The 17,553-nt window shown below is 63.0% G+C and carries 12 protein-coding genes; 8 read left to right on the forward strand and 4 right to left on the reverse strand.

The window, feature by feature from the left end:
* Positions 1-80 precede the first annotated feature (80 nt).
* The 4 genes from ACOQPE_RS07240 to ACOQPE_RS07255 all read left to right on the forward strand — a co-directional run bounded on the left by ACOQPE_RS07240 (position 81) and on the right by ACOQPE_RS07255 (position 8,410).
* Positions 81-1,628, forward strand: coding sequence for a type I restriction-modification system subunit M (locus tag ACOQPE_RS07240; RefSeq protein ID WP_420611149.1), 1,548 nt, complete (start codon positions 81-83; stop codon positions 1,626-1,628).
* Between the two features lie 14 nt (positions 1,629-1,642).
* Entirely contained in the window at positions 1,643-2,842 is a 1,200-nt protein-coding gene (locus tag ACOQPE_RS07245; protein WP_420611150.1) for a restriction endonuclease subunit S, read from the forward strand.
* Positions 2,839-6,642 (forward strand): HsdR family type I site-specific deoxyribonuclease, encoded by a 3,804-nt coding sequence (locus ACOQPE_RS07250; protein ID WP_420611151.1) that lies wholly within the window; start codon positions 2,839-2,841, stop codon positions 6,640-6,642. Before ACOQPE_RS07245 ends, ACOQPE_RS07250 begins: the two co-directional genes overlap by 4 nt.
* 223 nt (positions 6,643-6,865) lie before the next feature.
* A complete protein-coding gene (locus tag ACOQPE_RS07255) occupies positions 6,866-8,410 on the forward strand; it encodes a reverse transcriptase domain-containing protein (RefSeq protein ID WP_420611152.1) in 1,545 nt (514 codons plus the stop codon).
* A gap of 64 nt (positions 8,411-8,474) precedes the next feature.
* Here ACOQPE_RS07255 and ACOQPE_RS07260 read toward each other — a convergent pair whose 3' ends face one another.
* On the reverse strand, positions 8,475-8,675 hold the full coding sequence (locus ACOQPE_RS07260) for a ribbon-helix-helix protein, CopG family (RefSeq protein WP_420611153.1): 201 nt from the start codon (positions 8,673-8,675) through the stop codon (positions 8,475-8,477).
* A gap of 195 nt (positions 8,676-8,870) precedes the next feature.
* Here ACOQPE_RS07260 and ACOQPE_RS07265 point away from each other — a divergent pair, with 195 nt between their 5' ends.
* From ACOQPE_RS07265 to ACOQPE_RS07275, 3 genes are all read left to right on the forward strand, one after another.
* A complete protein-coding gene (locus ACOQPE_RS07265; protein ID WP_420611154.1) occupies positions 8,871-9,845 on the forward strand; it encodes an AAA family ATPase in 975 nt (324 codons plus the stop codon).
* Entirely contained in the window at positions 9,845-12,391 is a 2,547-nt protein-coding gene (locus tag ACOQPE_RS07270; protein ID WP_420611155.1) for a S8 family peptidase, read from the forward strand. The genes ACOQPE_RS07265 and ACOQPE_RS07270 overlap by 1 nt, the downstream gene beginning before the upstream one ends.
* Positions 12,392-12,475: 84 nt before the next feature.
* Complete coding sequence (locus ACOQPE_RS07275) at positions 12,476-13,231, forward strand: SRPBCC family protein (protein WP_420611156.1); 756 nt, start codon at positions 12,476-12,478, stop codon at positions 13,229-13,231.
* Positions 13,232-13,278: 47 nt separating this feature from the next.
* On the opposite strand, the gene ACOQPE_RS07280 is transcribed toward ACOQPE_RS07275, so the two are convergent.
* From ACOQPE_RS07280 to ACOQPE_RS07290, 3 genes are all read right to left on the reverse strand, one after another.
* Positions 13,279-13,671: a nuclear transport factor 2 family protein gene (locus tag ACOQPE_RS07280; protein WP_419914049.1), complete on the reverse strand. Its 393-nt coding sequence runs from the start codon at positions 13,669-13,671 to the stop codon at positions 13,279-13,281.
* 76 nt (positions 13,672-13,747) lie between these two features.
* On the reverse strand, positions 13,748-14,806 hold the full coding sequence (locus tag ACOQPE_RS07285; protein ID WP_420611157.1) for an LLM class flavin-dependent oxidoreductase: 1,059 nt from the start codon (positions 14,804-14,806) through the stop codon (positions 13,748-13,750).
* A gap of 48 nt (positions 14,807-14,854) precedes the next feature.
* Positions 14,855-16,405 carry a trimethylamine methyltransferase family protein gene (locus tag ACOQPE_RS07290; RefSeq protein ID WP_420611158.1) on the reverse strand — a complete coding sequence of 517 codons (1,551 nt, stop codon included), beginning with the start codon at positions 16,403-16,405 and terminating at the stop codon, positions 14,855-14,857.
* Between the two features lie 311 nt (positions 16,406-16,716).
* On the opposite strand from ACOQPE_RS07290, the gene ACOQPE_RS07295 reads away from it, so the two are divergent.
* Positions 16,717-17,532, forward strand: a complete 816-nt coding sequence (locus ACOQPE_RS07295; RefSeq protein WP_420611159.1) for an enoyl-CoA hydratase/isomerase family protein — start codon at positions 16,717-16,719, stop codon at positions 17,530-17,532.
* Positions 17,533-17,553: the final 21 nt, after the last annotated feature.

Below are 17,553 nucleotides of genomic sequence, written 5' to 3' on the forward strand. Positions count from 1 at the left end.
CGGGAACCCGAAGACGCCGGGCGGTGACTTCGTCGCGACACTGGCTCGCGGCGGCAAGAATGTGGCGGTTCGTCGGAGGGATGGGTGTGGCGACAGATCTTGGTGAACTGCAGAGCAAGCTCTGGGAGACGGCCGACCAGCTGCGAGCCAACTCGGAGCTGAAGTCATCCGAGTACGCATCGCCCGTGCTGGGGCTCATCTTCCTGAGGTACGCCGATCAGCGATTCGCCACAGCCTCCGAACAGGTAGGCAAGGGCAGCGCCCGTCGGAAGATCGGCCCCGACGACTACAAGGCCATCGGAGCGCTGTACCTCCCGGAGGAGTCCCGCTTCGAGCGGTTGCTGAACCTGCCGGAAGGCGCTGATCTCGGCAAGGCGATCAACAAGGCCATGGAGGCGGTCGAAGAGGACAATCAGGACCTCCGCGGTGTGCTGCCGAAGGACTACTCCCGCATCCCCGACGACATCCTCGGCGAGCTGCTGCGGTTGCTGCAGACGCTGCCCGACGCCATCGAGGGCGACGGGTTCGGGCTGATCTACGAGTACTTCCTGGGCAAGTTCGCCCTCGCCGAGGGGCGCGGCGGCGGCGAGTTCTTCACGCCGACCTCGATCGTGCGCCTCATCGTCGAGATCCTCGAGCCGTTCCACGGGAGGATCTACGACCCCGCTTGCGGCTCGGGCGGCATGTTCGTGCAGTCGGCGCACTTCGTGGAGCGCCACCGCGACGATCCGAGCCGGGAGCTCTCGATCTATGGGCAGGAGCGAGTCGCCGATACGGTCCGGCTGGCCAAGATGAACCTTGCCGTCCATGGGCTCGGCGGCGATATCCGCCAGGGCAACACCTATTACGAGGACCTACACGACTCGCTCGGCCAGTTCGACTTCGTCATGGCGAACCCGCCGTTCAACGTCGACAAGGTCGATAAGACCAAGCTCGAAGACGACGACCGGTTCCCGTTCGGCCTGCCCACGGCCGACAACGCCAACTACCTGTGGATCCAAACCTTCTACTCGGCCCTCAACGGCACTGGCCGAGCTGGCTTCGTTATGGCCAACTCTGCGTCGGATGCCCGAGGAAGCGAGCTTGAGATTCGCCGCAAACTGGTCGAAGACCGCTGCGTTGACGTGATCATCGCCGTCGGGACCAACATGTTCTATACCGTGACGTTGCCGGTGACGCTCTGGTTCCTCGATCGCGGGAAGCGGGGCACCGAACGCGAGGGCAACGTCCTTTTCGTTGACGCTCGCGAGATCTACAACCAGGTTGACCGAGCGCACCGAGACTGGACTCCGAGACAGATCGACCAATTGGCTAACGTCGTGCGCCTCTGGCGTGGTGAACCTCCGCAGCTTGCTGACGGAAGTGCAGAGCTTCTCGACGAGCTTCTATGCGGTAGAGAGTATTCTGATGTAGTTGGATTCTGCGCAGACGCCTCAATTGAAGAAATCGAAGCTCAAGGATGGAGTCTCAACCCCGGTAGGTATGTGGGCGCGGAGACGCGGGCGGTCGACGATCTCGAGTTTGCAGCACGGCTTGAAGCACTTCTCGAAGAGTTTGAATCGTTGTCGGCTACAGCTGATGTGTTATCTCGCTCAGTTCGCGAGCAAATGCTGCAGGCACTCTCGTGAGCGTTGCGTCTTGGATGACTGTTCCATTTGAACAGTTAGTTGAGTTTCACGACCGCAGGCGAATTCCACTTAGCAAGCAGGAAAGGCACCAGCGTCCCGGAACGTTTCCGTACTATGGCGCACAAGGCATTATCGACTCTATAGATGACTACATCTTTGATGGAAGATTCCTCTTGATCGCTGAAGATGGCGAGAATTTGCGGTCTCGGAAGGAACCTATCGCGTTTATTGCAGACGGAAAGTTCTGGGTAAATAACCACGCACATGTTGTAAGAGCCATTGATAAGAAAGCCGATGCGGATTTTCTGCGTGCATATCTCGAGTTCCATCCTTTGAAGGGCTTTGTGACGGGCGCCGCACAGCCGAAACTGTCTCAGTCCAATCTCAAGAGCTTGCCAGTCACGGTTCCCCCATTTGACCTTCAGTTCAAGATTGGAGAAAGAGTCCGCGCCGTAGACGGGTTGATCGAGCAAATTGGGCGACAGATCCACATCTTGGAGAAGACGGCACAGCTATTGTATGACCAAAGGTTCACTTGTTTCCTGTTTCCGGGGCATGAGAAGTTCGAACTCGTCGCGTCTGAACTCGGCCCAATACCCAAGGGTTGGGCGATTTCCTCTCTTGGTGCAGAAATAGAGCTCAAGCGCCAGAACATCAAGCCATATGAGAGCGCGGATGAAGTATTTGATCATTATTCGATTCCTGCATTCGACGCCCATCGCCGACCGAAGGTTGAAGCTGGCTCAGATATCCGCAGCGGAAAATACTTGCTTTCGGGTCAGTCCATTCTGGTATCAAAGCTGAATCCTCGTCTACCGCGTATCTGGCGCGCTGATGTGACGAACGGATCCCGGCGAGCAGTGGCATCCACCGAGTTCTTGGTGTTAAGCGAACCGATGCGTTGGCCGTTGGCCTTTATCTATGGGTTGGTGTCATCGACTGGGTTCACCAGTGCGCTCGCATCGACTGCCGGGGGCACTTCGACAAGCCATCAACGGGTGAAGCCAGCGGATGTGATGGCTACGGCGATTGTGGACCCTCCATCGGAGTTGGTGGCGAACTATGCAAGGGCGGTGGAACCGATACTTGCCATGGCCGACGTGCTTCTCCGACAAGTGGAGGTCTTGCGCGAGTCACGCGATCTTCTGTTGCCACGCTTGGTGTCTGGTGAGTTGGATATCTCAGATTCGGACTTGGAGGCGGTGGGGGTGTGAGCCCCTCCGGTCTGACCGAGGATGAGCTGGTCGAGCAGCCGGCGCTTCGACTACTGGCGCAGCTCGGTTGGGAAATCGTCTCGGGCTTCGATGAGACGCTTGGTCCTGCTGGCACCCTCGGCAGGGATTCGCAATCGGAGCCTGTCCTCACTCATCGACTTCGAGATGCTCTACGGGGGCTAAACCCGGGGCTCGACGACACCGTCCTTGGGGAAGCGATCGACCAGCTCGTTCAGGATCGATCTGCGATGGATCAGGTGCGAGCCAACCGCGGGATCTACGAACTGCTCCGAGACGGTGCGAAGGTCGAGATCAGCGGCGACGACGGCAACCGGCAGACGACAACCGTCCATTTCGTCGCTTGGGATCGAGTCGATGCCAACGACTGGCTCGCTGTCTCGCAGTTCTGGATCGCTGGCGACATGTACAGGCGGCGTGCCGACGTCGTGCTGTTCGTCAACGGCATCCCGCTCGTGCTCATCGAGCTCAAGGTGTCGCACAAGAACGTCCACGATGCCTACGAGGACAATCTGCGAGATTACCGCGACACGGTGCCTCACCTGTTCTGGTTCAACGCCTTCGTCATGCTCTCGAACGGTGCCGACACGCGGGTCGGATCCACCTACGCCCCATGGGGGCACTTCGCGGAATGGAAACGCATCGACTCCGAGGGCGAACAAGGCATCGTGTCGCTGGAAACAGCGCTGCGGGGCACCTGCGACCGATATCGGACGCTCGACCTCGTCGAGAACTTCGTCGCCTACACCGAGCGACCCGGTGGCCTGGTAAAGGCGCTTGCCAAGAACCACCAGTACCTCGGGGTGAACAACTCGCTGGAAGCTCTGCAGCAACTGCAGCAGCGGGAAGGCCGGCTCGGCGTGTTCTGGCACACGCAGGGTTCGGGCAAGTCGCTGTCGATGCTGTGGTTCACCCAGAAGGTGCTCCGCAGGGAACCCGGCAACTGGACATTCGTGCTGGTGACCGACCGCAAAGAGCTCGACGAGCAGCTCTACGAGCAATTTGCCGACTCGGGTGTCATCACCGCCGGTCAGGAAGTCCACGCCGAATCCTCGGCCGACCTGCGGGAGCTGCTGGGCCAGGACCACCGCTACGTGTTCACGCTGATCCACAAGTTCATTCCGGCCGAGCAGGGCCAGCAGATGCCGGTGCTGTCCGAGCGAGACGACATCGTGGTCATCACCGACGAGGCGCACCGCACGCAGTACGACACGCTGGCCGCCAACATGCGGCTGGCGCTGCCCAACGCCTCATACCTCGGGTTCACCGGCACGCCGCTGATCGTCGGCGAGGAAGAAACACGTCGCGTCTTCGGCGACTACGTCTCGATCTACAACTTCCGGGACTCGATCGCCGATGGCGCCACCGTTCCGCTCTATTACGAGAACCGCACTCCCGAGCTGCAGCTCACCAACGACGATTTCGACGACGAACTCGAAGACCTGCTCGAAGAGGCCGAGCTGGACGACGCCCAGGAGCGAGCCGTCGCCCGACGCTTCTCTCAGCAGTACGAGCTGATCACGCGGCCGCAGCGCTTGGAAGAGGTCGCCGCCGACTTGGTCCACCACTTCGTCAATCGCGGGTTTCGCGGCAAGGCCATGTACGTGGCTATCGACAAGGCCACAGCCGTGCGCATGTTCGACCTAGTCGAAGCCGAGTGGGCCCGCTACCGGGCTGAGCTCGAGGGGCAGTTGGCCGATACGCCTGAGGTGGAGCGCCCGCACTTGGAGTCGCTGATCGAGTTCATGCGCTCCACCGACATGGCCGTGGTCGTGTCGCAAGCGCAGAACGAAGTGGCGGACATGGCCGATGCCGGACTCGACATCGCCAAGCACCGCAAGCGGATGGTCGAAGAGGATCTGGATTCGAAGTTCAAGGACCCCGACGATCCGTTCCGGCTGGTGTTTGTCTGCGCGATGTGGCTGACCGGCTTCGATTCGCCGTCAACGTCGACGGTGTACCTCGACAAGCCGATGCGCAATCACGCGCTGATGCAGACCATCGCCCGGGCCAACCGAGTGTTCGGCGACAAGGACAACGGCCTCATCGTCGACTACGTGGGCGTGTTCCGGAACCTGGAGCGCGCCCTCGCGATCTATGCGGCGGAGCGGCCAGACACCGACGGTGACGACGCCGGAAGGGAAGTTGACTCGCCGATTCGTCCCAAGGACGAGCTGATCGCCGAGCTCGAGTCCGCATTCGCCGAGACCATCGATTTCTGCCACGCCCACGACATCGATCTTCACGACTTGGAATCGGCGCAAGGGTTCGAGTTCATTGCGCTCCAGAAGGCAGCCGTTGAGGCACTGCTGGTCGACGAGGAGACCCGACGCCGATACATCGCCCTAGCGCGACGGGTGCGCAAGACGTTCAAGTCGCTCTTGCCCGATCCCGAAGCGATGGCCGTGACACATCGGGTGGCAGTGATCCGCTCGATCGCATCGAAGATCGAGTCATCGTCGGAGGCGCCAGACATCAGCGAGGTGATGGATTCGGTCTCCGACCTGCTCGACCGGTCGGTGGGCGCCAAGGAATACATCATCCGTTCGGCTGGCGGTGCCGATCCGCTCATCGATCTGAGCCAGCTGGACTTCGATCAGCTTGCGTTCCAGTTCGCAGCCAACAAGCGCACCGTCGCGAAAGCCATCGAGAAGGATCTTGAGCAACGCCTCGACGACGCGGTGCGGAAGAACCCGATGCGCCTCGATCTCGCCGAGCGATTCCGGCAGCTGATCGACGACTACAACGCTGGCACCCACAACCTCGAGGAGTTCCTGCGTCGCCTCAAAGCCATCAACGACGAACTCACCGACGAAGAGCAACGGGCCGTCCGCGAGGACCTGAGCGAGGCCGAGCTAGCGATCTTCGACCTGCTCACCAAGCCCGACCCGGAGTTGACCGAGTCGGAGGCTCGCAAGGTCAAGGGTGTTGCGAAGAAGCTGCTGAAGCACGTCGAGGACAAGCTCGTCCTCGACTGGAAGAAGCTGCAACAGACCCGTTCGGCCGTGAAGGTCGCGATCAGCAGCGTCCTCGACCAAGAGTTGCCTGAGGTCTACGGCCCCGAATTGTTCGACCGCAAGGTCGGCAACATCTACGACCACATCTACGCCAGCTACTTCGACGATCGCGGAAGTGTGTACGACGCTCCCGAGACCGCAGCCGGCCCGACCACAGCCGTAGCCACGCTGCCGACCGTCGCTGAAGAAGTCAGCAGCGAGTTGGTCGAGCTTGCTGGTGCCGATCCGGAGGTACGGGCGCTGCTCATGGAGCAGTTGCTCGGCGCGCACGCCACTTGGGCACGCCCGACCAACGAATTGCTCCGCGGCGAGACGCGTGAGGTCGAGTACAAGCAGACGGCCAGGTGGAACGTTCGGGAACGGCGCAAGGACCGGGCAATGGAAGAGGTGATCGTCAAGACCGCCGCCGGAATGCTCAACGACCACGGCGGCACGCTGCTCATCGGCGTGACCGACGACGGCGACCCCGTCGGTCTCCACGACGACTACGCCCAAGTCAAACCCCCGAACGCAGACGGCTTCGTGAACTGGCTCGACACCCTGTTCGAACACCGCCTCGGCCACGCCGGCGCCAACCGCCTCGCCATCCGCATGGACCAAGTCGACGGCCACGACATCTGCCGAATCGACATCCCCGCCAGCTCCCGCCCCATCTGGGTCAAGAACCCGAACGGCGCAGACACCCTCTACCAGCGCCGCAACAACTCCACCCGCGCCATCCCGGCAGACGAGATCGACAGCTTCCTCACAGACCGCTTCGATTAGCGCTGCTCCACAGGTAGCATCAGAGTCGGTGAAGCCCCCAAGGGGGGTAGGCCACCGGAGACCTACCGGATCACGTTCGGGTTGATCACCCGGTGATCCGAAATAGGAGCCACACCGTCAGGTGCGACTCCTGCGTGAGTGCGATGTTTCCCTTCCGGAATCTTCGGAGGCCGCTAGGTCCGGCCCCATTTGGGGCCGGGCCTCGCCAACGAAAGCGAGAATAATGCGCATTCAAGATGAAATACTGCGAGAAGCGCAACGTCTCATTGCGCGTCACGAAACGAAGGGTCGACTCCTCGCTGAAGAGAATGTACGGCGGGATCGACGTACGACATCGCCAATCCAGCCCCTAAAGCTTGAGCGTCCATCCCAATGGTCGATAGACGACGGCTTCAATCCCTATCTCACTCGCGCCAGAGCCTCTCGGGTCGCGCACAGCATCCGTAAGCGACTCGAAGAGCGAGAATACGAACCCAGGAATCCCATTCTCCTTCGCATACCAAAGGCAGACGGTAGCGAACGCGAGGTAAGTGTGTATCAGGTTGCTGATGGTGCCGTTTCGAAGATGTTGTTCGAAGGGTTGCTGAAAAAGAACCTTCCGATCATAAGCGCTAGGGCCTATGCCTACCGCAAAGACGTGTCTGCGCAAAATGCCATTCAATATGTCAAATCTGAATTTGCCGCTTCGAACCGGCTGTTCATAGCAGAGTATGATTTCCAGAAGTACTTTGACATGATCCAGCATGATCATATTCACAAGGTGCTAAAGGACCATTTTCTGATGACTGAGATCGAGCGCTCTGCAATTGAGGGCTTCTTGCGTGTGCCTGCGCATGATCAGGAGCGTTATGGAACCCAAAGTGTGGCCGCACGAGATTGCGGAATACCGCAAGGTACATCCATCTCACTCTTCCTCGCCAACGTTGCCGCTTGGCACCTAGACCGAGAGCTAGAGCGGTGCGGTGTGGGATTCGTACGCTACGCGGACGATACGCTCATCTGGTCTAGGGATTATGACCGACTGTGCCAAGCCGTCGACGTGTTGCATGCGCAGGCGGCATCAATAGGCGTAGATGTCAATCTAGACAAGTCACCCGGCATTAGGCTTCTTGTGCCGCCTGACGCGAAGTCAGAGATGAGCCGTACCGAGGGTGTCGATTATCTCGGATACCGTGTGGGCCTCACCAATGTCGGCATGAAGCAAACAGCTGTCGACCGAATAAAGAAACGCATCATCAGTCTCATATACTGGAACCTGCTTCATGAACCACTCAAGCAAACACAGAATCCCAAGCGCTTCGCAGGCAACGTCGATCGAGACTATGTTTCCTTGATCTGGAGTATTCGCAGGTTTCTGTACGGTGATCTCTCACAGAAAGCTGTTCGTCGATATCAACAGCGCGATACCCCATTGAGAAGATTCAAGGGCATTATGTCCGCTTACCCATTGATTGACGATGATGAGCGACTCATCGAACTCGACGACTGGATTCTTGACCGACTGTTCCTTGCCGTTCGAAAACGTGGTGCTATCCTCCTAGGTCAAGGATATGGGCCGAAGTTGCCACTGCCACATGCTCAATCGCGTAGCGACCTGCGTAATTTGAAAACGACCGGAACTACATCGCGCCAAGAGATTGACCTTGCCGTGCCGAGTGTGAGAATGATCGCGAGAGTGATTCGATCTGCCGCCGCTCAGCATGGCCCGAGCGTTGTGGGTAAGCGCGATCCTTACGGTCACCTGTCGACGGTCTCGTATCCTTGGTGACGGAGTAGCGCGGCGTGGTTGACGGCAGCAGCCCAGTAGGCCGTCGAACTTGAGGTAGAACAGATCAGCTGTCGGCCAACATATTCAGCAACTCTTGGTGTCGCTTGAGATTTCGCCGAAGTAACGCTTGGAACTCTGGGTCTCTGCGCCGGCGTTCGACATGTTCGGTGAGGGCAGCGCGGATCACATCGCTCACGGTCAATCCTTCGACCTCAGCGACGGTCCGGACCCGGTCGGCCAGCGTGCGGTCAATGCGCAGCGTCAAGTTCTTCGTGTCAGATTGTGTAGGCATCTGATCGTCCCTGCGTCAGCATCGCGGTCGAACGTAGCTGCTCGATGGTGAGGTAGCAAGGCATCTAGATACTTGCACAAGTAGCCTGAACCATTCGCCCTGCAAGCGCTTGGTCTGCTGCGACGTGGCGGACCGGGGTACCGTCAGGGGCGCGGGGAGGCTGGCGGCATGGCTACGGCGGACCAGGTCAAGGCGCTCATCAAGAGCCATGCGTCTGGCGATGACGAGCGCTTCTACGCGGTCGCGCTGCAGCTTGCTGCTACTGAAGCTCGTAGTGGCCACGCGACGTATGCACAGGATCTCAAGGCACTCATCGACGCAGGCAGGGGTCAGCCACGTGCTGCGACGCCCACGCCCGTGGCGGCACCACGCGGAGAGCTTGCATCGCTACTCACGGCTGCGTATCCCGATGAGCGACTGGCTGACTTGTCCTTGGCGGCACCATTGCGTAGTGAGCTACAGCGGGTGCTTCATGAGCAGCGCCAGCAGGACCGGTTGCGTTCGCGTGGGTTCGCGCCTGCCCGACGATTGCTGCTGGTGGGGCCTCCCGGTACCGGCAAGACGATGACGGCGCGGGCGTTGGCGGGCGAACTGTCGTTGCCGTTGTTCGCGGTGCGGCTTGACGGGCTCATCACAAAGTTCATGGGCGAGACGGCCGCGAAACTCCGTTTGATCTTCGATGCCATGGTCGCCACGACGGGCATCTATCTCTTCGACGAAGTTGACGCGCTGGCAGGCACGCGAGCCGCCCCGAACGACGTTGGCGAGATCAAGCGGGTGCTCAATTCGTTCCTGCAATTCCTGGAGGACGACGATTCCGACAGCGTCCTGATTGCGACGTCCAACCTGCCCGAAGCCCTTGATCGGGCACTGTTTCGCAGGTTCGACACTCGACTGGAGTACTGCCTTCCAGATGTGCGGATCGGGAACAAGGTCATCCGCAACCGCCTGGCAGCACTCGATCTCGCTGACATTGATTGGCGCAAGATCGGGGCCGCGGCAAAGGGGCTGAGCCACAGCGAGATCACCATCGCCGCGGAAGGCGCCGCCAAGGCCATCATCTTGGCCGACCGACGCACCATGGATACCGAGACGCTTCTCGACGCGCTCCAAACCCGTCATCGCGACGACACTCACGAATAGTGGCGGCACCCCGCAATCGCCCCCACATCGTCGTGGCCGCGCCCGCCACAGCGGAGGACTACCAACCGACGCCGCGCGGTCCCATAGGTCAGGCGCCACCGTCACCCGGCGACCGCGCTGCCCATGGCGAGCGCCTGCGCAACCGGCTCAACGTTGCCTTCGACGACGCCCAGACTCGACGCGCAGCCGCACGCGACATCGAGGTTGAGGGAACGATCGAAGGCATATACGTCGAGTTCGAATCGTTCCCCGACATTGAGCTGGCGCTTCCCTCGCTCGAACCTCGAAACCGACGGAATCACCCGGAGCTTCGAGCTGTGAAGAGCGTCGCGATTGAAGATCGCGTTGTTCAACGTGCGACCGTCTTCGTTCCCGACGAGCAAGTCGGTGACTTCTTGCAGAAATTTGAGCAGTACGCCACCGAAAATACAAAAAAGGGGCACCCGCGTCACCGGAAGCTCGCTGTGCCCATCGCAGATCTGCGACTAGCGACGCTTGAGACCTTCTGGACTGAGTCGACGGAGTCGTTTCCACCACCCGAAGAACGAAGGTGGTGGGAGCTATGGCTGCGCGAGAGGGAAGGCGTGGAGGAGCGAATCGTCTCATTCGCTGAACAGACAGGTGTGGTGATCGGGCCAACCCGAGTGCTCTTCGAAGACCGCCGCGTACTCCTCGCTCTAGCGACGGCGCAGCAATTGTCGTCGGCTATTGGCGTACTGGATGACCTGGCGGAGCTCCGCCGTCCGACTGTCGCGGCTCAGCCGTTGGCGGACTGGGCCGCGGCCGACCAGCGTGAATTCGTCGATGACCTCGCGGGTCGCATCAGCCCGCTGGCTGCCGGTGCTCCTGCGGTGTGTCTGCTCGACACAGGTGTCGACGAAGGCCATCCGCTCATCACGACCGTCTTGACGCCGTCAGATGCACATACATGCCACCCGCAGTGGGGACCAGCGGATCGTCGGGGGCACGGAACTCAGATGGCAGGCGTCGCTCTCTATGGCGACCTTGGTGGGGCGCTGCTTTCGCCGCTGCCAGCGACACTCGCCGGGCAACTTGAATCGGTGAAAATTCTGCCGGACCAAGGCCTCAACGATGAGCGACTCTATGCGGCACTCACCGCCCAGGCCGTCTCGCTGCCCGAGATCGCGCAACCAGAAAGAGACCGCACCTTCGTCATGGCGGTGTCTGCAGACTCGGGCAAAGCAGCCGGCGCAGAACTCGGCCAACCCACTGGATGGTCGGCCGCACTTGACGCACTTGCAGCCGGACAGGCGATAGACGTATCCGACGACGGCATCGTGGCAATCCTCGAAGAGGAGCATGTCAGTCAGCGGCTGTTCTGTGTATCGGCCGGGAACGTGCGCCGCCCGTACGAACTTGACCATCTCACGCGATCTGATCTTGAGCCGATCGAAGATCCCGGTCAAGCGTGGAATGTCATCACCGTCGGCGCGTCTACGGAATTGCACGACCTGTCCTCTCAGACTGATTTCAATGGCTGGGCTCCGCTCGCGCCGCGCGGCGAGCTGTCGCCATTCAGCCGCACCTCGGTTGGGTTCAAGCAACAGTGGCCCCACAAGCCCGAAGTGGTCTGCGAGGGCGGAAACGCGGCCGTGTCGCCCGCGAGGACGGCAGTCGACACACCGGGTGCACTGGGAGTGCTGACCACCCGTTCCACTGTGCTCGGTGGTCGCCTGCTCACGACGATGACAGGCACGAGTCCAGCGACGGCCGCAGTCGGTGGCCTAGCGACTGACTTGCGGGCGAACTATCCAGATTTCTGGCCCGAGACTCTTCGAGCTCTCATCGTGCAGTCTGCACGATGGTCGCCTCGGATGATCACCAGCACTCCGGGCCGCAGGAAGCAGGACCACGCGAATCGTGTACGCCGCTATGGCTGGGGTGTGCCTGACCGGGAACGGGCGATGCGCAGTGCCGACGACGCGGTGACCTTGATCGCTCAGGATGCGATCTGCCCGTACACCGGCGGCAAGATGCGAGAGATTCACCTCCATGACCTTCCGTGGCCCGATGCAGTGCTGGCCGACCTCGGAGACACTCAAGTCGAACTCAGAGTCGCGTTGTCGTACTTCGTTCTTCCGAACCCTTCCCGGCGCGGATGGACCAGCCGCTTTCGATACGCCTCGCATGGCCTCAGATTCGACATTCGCCGCGCGACCGAGTCTCGAGAGGAGTTTCGCCAGCGTCTCAATCAGCTGGCCCGCGCTGAGGACGAAGAGCGAACCCCCTCTGCTGACGACACCGGTGAGTGGTTCTTGGGCCCGCAAGAACGCGTACGCGGTTCGCTGCACGTCGACTACTGGACAGGATCGGCGGCCGATCTGGCGCAGCGCGCCACGATCGCAGTCTTTCCGGTCACTGGCTGGTGGAAAGAGCTGCCAGCCCGCGACCGCAGCGATCTTGGCGCCCGCTATTCCTTGATCGTCACGATTGAGAGCCCCGAGGTCGAGGTGGACCTCTGGACGCCAGTAGCCGTCGCTGCGGGCACGGCAATCCCGATCGAGATCCCCAGCGGAACCCAATGATCCGATTGTTTCTTGCCGTGCTGTGTTGCGTTAGCCGGGGCTGCCGAAACGAGGCAAGCTGAGGGTATGGCGGATTCGGGACGAGTGATTGATTTGTCGGTCGAGGTGATCGGCGACGTTGACACGGTGTGGCGGGCGGTGGCGACTGGGCCGGGGATCTCGGCATGGTATGTGCCTCACACCGTTGAGGAACGCGCTGGGGGAGCGGGAGTGGCTTCGTTCGGCCCTGAGCCCGAGATGCAGATCGAAGGCCGGGTCGCCGTCTGGGAGCCGCCGCGACGCATCGTGTTCGACGGGGGCGAGGGTGTCGACGGGCTGACGTTCGAGTGGATCGTCGAGCCGCACGACGACAACACCTGCACCGTGCGGCTGCACAACGCCGGTTTCGGCGACGACGACCCGCAGTACGACGCCATGGTGGACGGCTGGAAGCTGTTCATGTCCAACCTGCAGCTCCACCTCGAGCACTTCGCCGGACAGACCGCCACCTCCGCGCTCCCCATGGTGATGTGGCCGGTCACTCCCGAGCAGGGATGGGAGATCCTCGCCGGCGGGCTCGGCATCGGCCAGATGCCCAGCGTCGGCGAGCGGCTCGACGTGGCAGCCGATGACGACACGAAGATGGGCGGCACGGTCGTCGGCACCGGGCCACGCCGCATCAGCCTGCTGCTCGACACCCCCGCACCCGGCACCGGCTTTCTGACCTCCGAGGACGGGGGCGGGTTCACGATGGTCTCGGTGTGGCTGTATCTGTACGGCCCCGAGGGCGAGGTCGCCGCCGAGCGCGACGATGCCCGCTGGCGCGCCTGGCTGGACAGCCACGCCCCGGCGGTCGACTGACGTCTCGACTGTCTTTCCCTAGGCCTGAGAGCAGGGCCCGTGATGACTCAGTCGGGGTACACCTGCGTGCGGCGGCGCTTCAGCATGCGGTCCTGCACACGCCAGCCATCGGGCGTCTTGACCACCAGGTCGTGATAGGAGGCGGTGCCGACCTTGCCGCCGCCGAGCAACGCCAGGATGCGGAACTTCAGCTCGACGCCGTCCGCCGTCTCGTTCACGTAGATGTTGGTCATGGTGTGCGTGCGCGGGTGCTCGGCTTCATCCGCCATGAAGTCCCGGATCGCGGTCAAGCCCTCCAGCCGTGGCGCGCCCAGATCGGTCAGGTCGAACACCGCATCGTCGGTGAAGATCGTCCCCAGCCGATCCCAATCGCGGTCGTCAATGATGTCGCCGTAGCGACCCGGCAGCTCGTGCAGTTCCAGACGGTCAGCAATGTCCATGCCGGGACCATAGGTCACTCGACGCAACCGTTCCCCGGCGAATCCGGCCTGAGGCCGAGATTGCCGCACCGGACGGTCAGAGGGCGAGGTTGGCGCGCACCCTGGGGATCACGTCGCGGGCCATGCGCTCCAGCGAGGCGTTCATCACCGACGGCGGGAGGCCGGGCGGGCCGCCCCAGGTGACCAGGTCGGTGACGTCGTGGTCACGGATCATGGCGGTCAGCTCGGCGACGCAGTGGTCGGCGTCGCCGGCGGTCCACACCAGCGGGTTCAGCGGATCGGGCTGGCGCGGACCGGTGCGGGCAGCACGCTCGCGGGCCGTCTGCTTGTGGTCGGCGCTGGCCTTGATGATGCCGATGTAGACATCGCGGCGGTACTTCTCAGCCGCGGCCACCGCCTCCCAGACGGGGTCGTCGGCCGGGTCGGAACCGTCGGTTACATACACGCCGCGGATGATCCCCACCCGCTTGTCGCCAGGGTCCCGGCCGTCCGTCGCCAGCGCCTCCTTCCACGGATCCAGCACGGCAGCCTTCGGACCCTGGGGCAGCAGGTTCGTGTCGAAGCGGGCAGCTCGCAGGGCCCCGGCGCGGCTCGTGGCCGCCACCCACAGCGGCGGTCCGCCTGGCTGCACCGGATCGGGCGTGACCCGCAGGTCCCGGTAGGTGTACCGCTTGCCCTCATAGCTGAACGGCTCGCCCGACCATGCCAGCCGCACGACCTCGATGGCCTCTTCAGTCAGCGACACACGCCGGCTGAGCGGCAGCCCGAATCCGGCAAACTCATGCGCGGCGTAGCCCATGCCGATGCCGAGCTCCATGCGGCCGTCGGAGATGTTGTCGAGCACGGCCAAGTCCTCGGCCAGCCGCACCGGGTCGCGGAACGGCATCAGGCAGATGTCGGTGGAGAACCGGATGCTGCTGGTGAGCGCCGCTGCCGCACCCGCCACCGGCACGAAATTCGGCAGGTAGCCGTCGGCCATGAAGTGGTGCTCGGTGAACCAGCACAGCTCCATGCCGAGCTGCTCGGCCAGCACTACCTGCTCGAACGTCTCGGCGTACACCTGCGGCATCGTCACGTCGCTGCCCGGCGGGCAGCGGAAGTCGTGCACGATCCCGAACCTGAGCGATTGCGCCATGCAGCGAAGCTACTTGGACAGCCCCAGGCCGGCCCGGGCTCGTTCGGGTCAGTACCAGGCGTCGGGCACGGCTGATTTGCGGTCTTCGACGAAGGCTTGCAGCTCGCGGTCGACTGCGCCCTCGAGGGGTGGGGGCGGCTCGTAGTTGGCGAGGGTTTGCTTCCATTGCTGGTTGGCACGCTGGGCCATGTCGAGCGCACCCTCTTCTGACCACTGCTCGAACGAGCGGGTGTCGCACAGCGCGGCCTCGAAGTTGGCCGTCTCGAAGTTGGTGATGGTGTGGGCGGTTGCCAGATAGTTGCCGCCCGGGCCGGCTTCGCTGAACGCCTCGCCGCCGAGCTCGTTGCTGTCGACAGTCAAGCCTTCCATGAGGCGATGCAGCATGCCGCAGCGATCGGCGTCCATCACGAACTTCTCGTACCCGAGCGTCAGCCCGCCTTCCAGCCAGCCCGCTGCCTGCAGGATGAAGTTCGCTCCGGCTAGCAGTCCCGGCGTCATCGCATCGGCTGATTCCTGCATGGCCTGGGCATCGGCGATCTTCGAGGCCGTGTAGTGGCCGCCGCAGCGGAACGGCAGGCCCAGTCGCCGGGCGAGCTGGCCGATCGCGTAAGTCGCCAGCGTGGATTCGGCAGTGCCGAACGTGGGCGCTCCCGAGCGGAGGTCCATCGTGGTCAGGAAGTTGCCGTAGATCATCGGCGAGCCGGGCCGCACAAGCTGGGTGAGCGCGATGCCGGTCATGGCCTCGGCATGGGCCTGTGCGATCAGAGCCGGCTGGGTGACGGGCCCCATGCCGCCGCCGATGATGAACGGCGAGATCAGGCAGCCCTGGTTCGCCCCGGCGTACGCCTTGAGCGCGCCGCTCATGGTGGCGTCCCACACCAGCGGCGAGTTCACGTTCACGTTGCCCTGGATGACGCAGTGCGTCTCCATGTACTCGGCGCCGAACACGATGCGAGCCATCGCTATCGAGTCCTCGGCCCGCTCCGGCGCGGTCACTGCGCCCATGAACGGCTTGGCCGACCAGCGCAGGTGTGCGTCCACCATGTCGAGGTGGCGCTTGTTGACCGGCACGTCAACCGGCTCGCACACCGTGCCGCTGCCGTGTGCCAGCCACGGCGACATCCAGGTGAGCTTCACGAAGTTCCGGAAATCGTCGATGGTGGCGTAGCGGCGGCCCTCGTCGAGATCCGTGACGAACGGCGGGCCGTACGTCGGCGTGAAGATCACGTGATCGCCGCCGATCTCGATGCGCCGGCCGTCGCGGCCCCACATGGAGAATTGGCGCGGGGCCGTCGAGCAGAGCTGCCGGGCCAAGCCGGGCTCGAAGCGCACCCGCTCGCCATCCACCTGCGCCCCAGCCTCCCGGAACAGCTCCAGCGCCTCGTCATCGCCACGGAATTCGACGCCGATCTCCGACAGGATCCAGTCGGCGTGCGCCTCGAGCTGTTCCAGCGCTGGATCGTCGAGCAGCTCATAGGTGGGAATGCGTCGGCGCGGTGTCGTTCCGAGTGTCGACGGCGTCGGACCGGCGGTGCGTGCAGCGACCCGGCTCGACCGCCCGCGCCGTGTGCGGCGTTCGTTGCCGGTGCTGCCCGCCATCGGCACATTCTGGGCTACCTCCCTGGTCGGCGGTGTCCGCCGTGGCCGCGGCTCCGCGCAGCACTGCCCATCCCGCCGATGATGAACGGCGAGATCAGGCAGCCCTGGTTCGCCCGGGCGTAGGCCTTCAGCGCCCGGCTCATCGTGACATCGTTCCGAGCGTCGACGGCGCTGGGCCGGCGGTGCGCGCCGCGAACCGCGCTGGACGGGCCGGGCCCGCTTGAGAGCGTCCCGATCCCGCTGGCTACTGTGCTGTCGCTGTACGAAATCGCTGCATGTCATCGCTGAGCGGTGAGCGAGAGGATGCCGAGATGTCCGATCGATACGAGAACCTGAGCATCGATGCGCCCGCCGACGGCGTCACCCGCATCACCTTCAACCGGCCCGAACGGCTGAACGCGATCACGCATGGGCTGGTCAGCGATCTCCACGACGCGCTCAGCGCCGTCGACAACGATCACGACACCCGCGCCATCGTGCTCACCGGCGCTGGCCGGGGCTTCTGTGCCGGGCTCGACCTGACTGGGTACGGCACGGTGCCGGGCACCGAGGACCACGGCGGCCCCCAGCGCGGCATGGCCGTCCAGCAGGAGATCGCCGAGCTGGTCCACCACATGCGAGATGTGCGCCAGCCGATCATCGCAGCCATCAACGGCGCAGCCGCGGGCGGCGGGTTTGCCATCGCCTGCGCCTCCGACGTCCGTTACTGCGCCGAGACCGCCAAGTTCGGCACCGCCTTCGTGCGCCTCGGCATCTCGGGCTGCGACATCGGCGTGAGCTGGATGCTGCCCCGCCTCATCGGCGCCTCCCGGGCGTGGGAGCTGCTGCTCACCGGCAGGGTCATCGACGCCGCCGAAGCCGACCGGATCGGGCTCGTCAGCGCCGTCGTGCCCGATGACGACCTCATGGACACCTGTCTGGGCGTCGCCGCCGAGATCGCGGCCAACAGCCCCTTCGGCGTGTGGATGACCAAGGAAGTGATGTGGTCGAACCTCGAGATCGGCAGCCTGCGCGCCGGCATCGACCTCGAGAATCGCACGCAGATCATGTCGTCGCTCACCGAGGACAGCCGCGAAGCCATGGCGTCGTTCCTGGAACGCCGCCAGGTCAAGTGGTTGAACCGCTGACCGCCGTAGCCAGCCAGCAGC

Origin of the sequence: Candidatus Poriferisodalis sp. (genome assembly GCF_965219595.1) — a bacterium.
In the GTDB taxonomy this organism is placed as follows: domain Bacteria; phylum Actinomycetota; class Acidimicrobiia; order Acidimicrobiales; family Poriferisodalaceae; genus Poriferisodalis.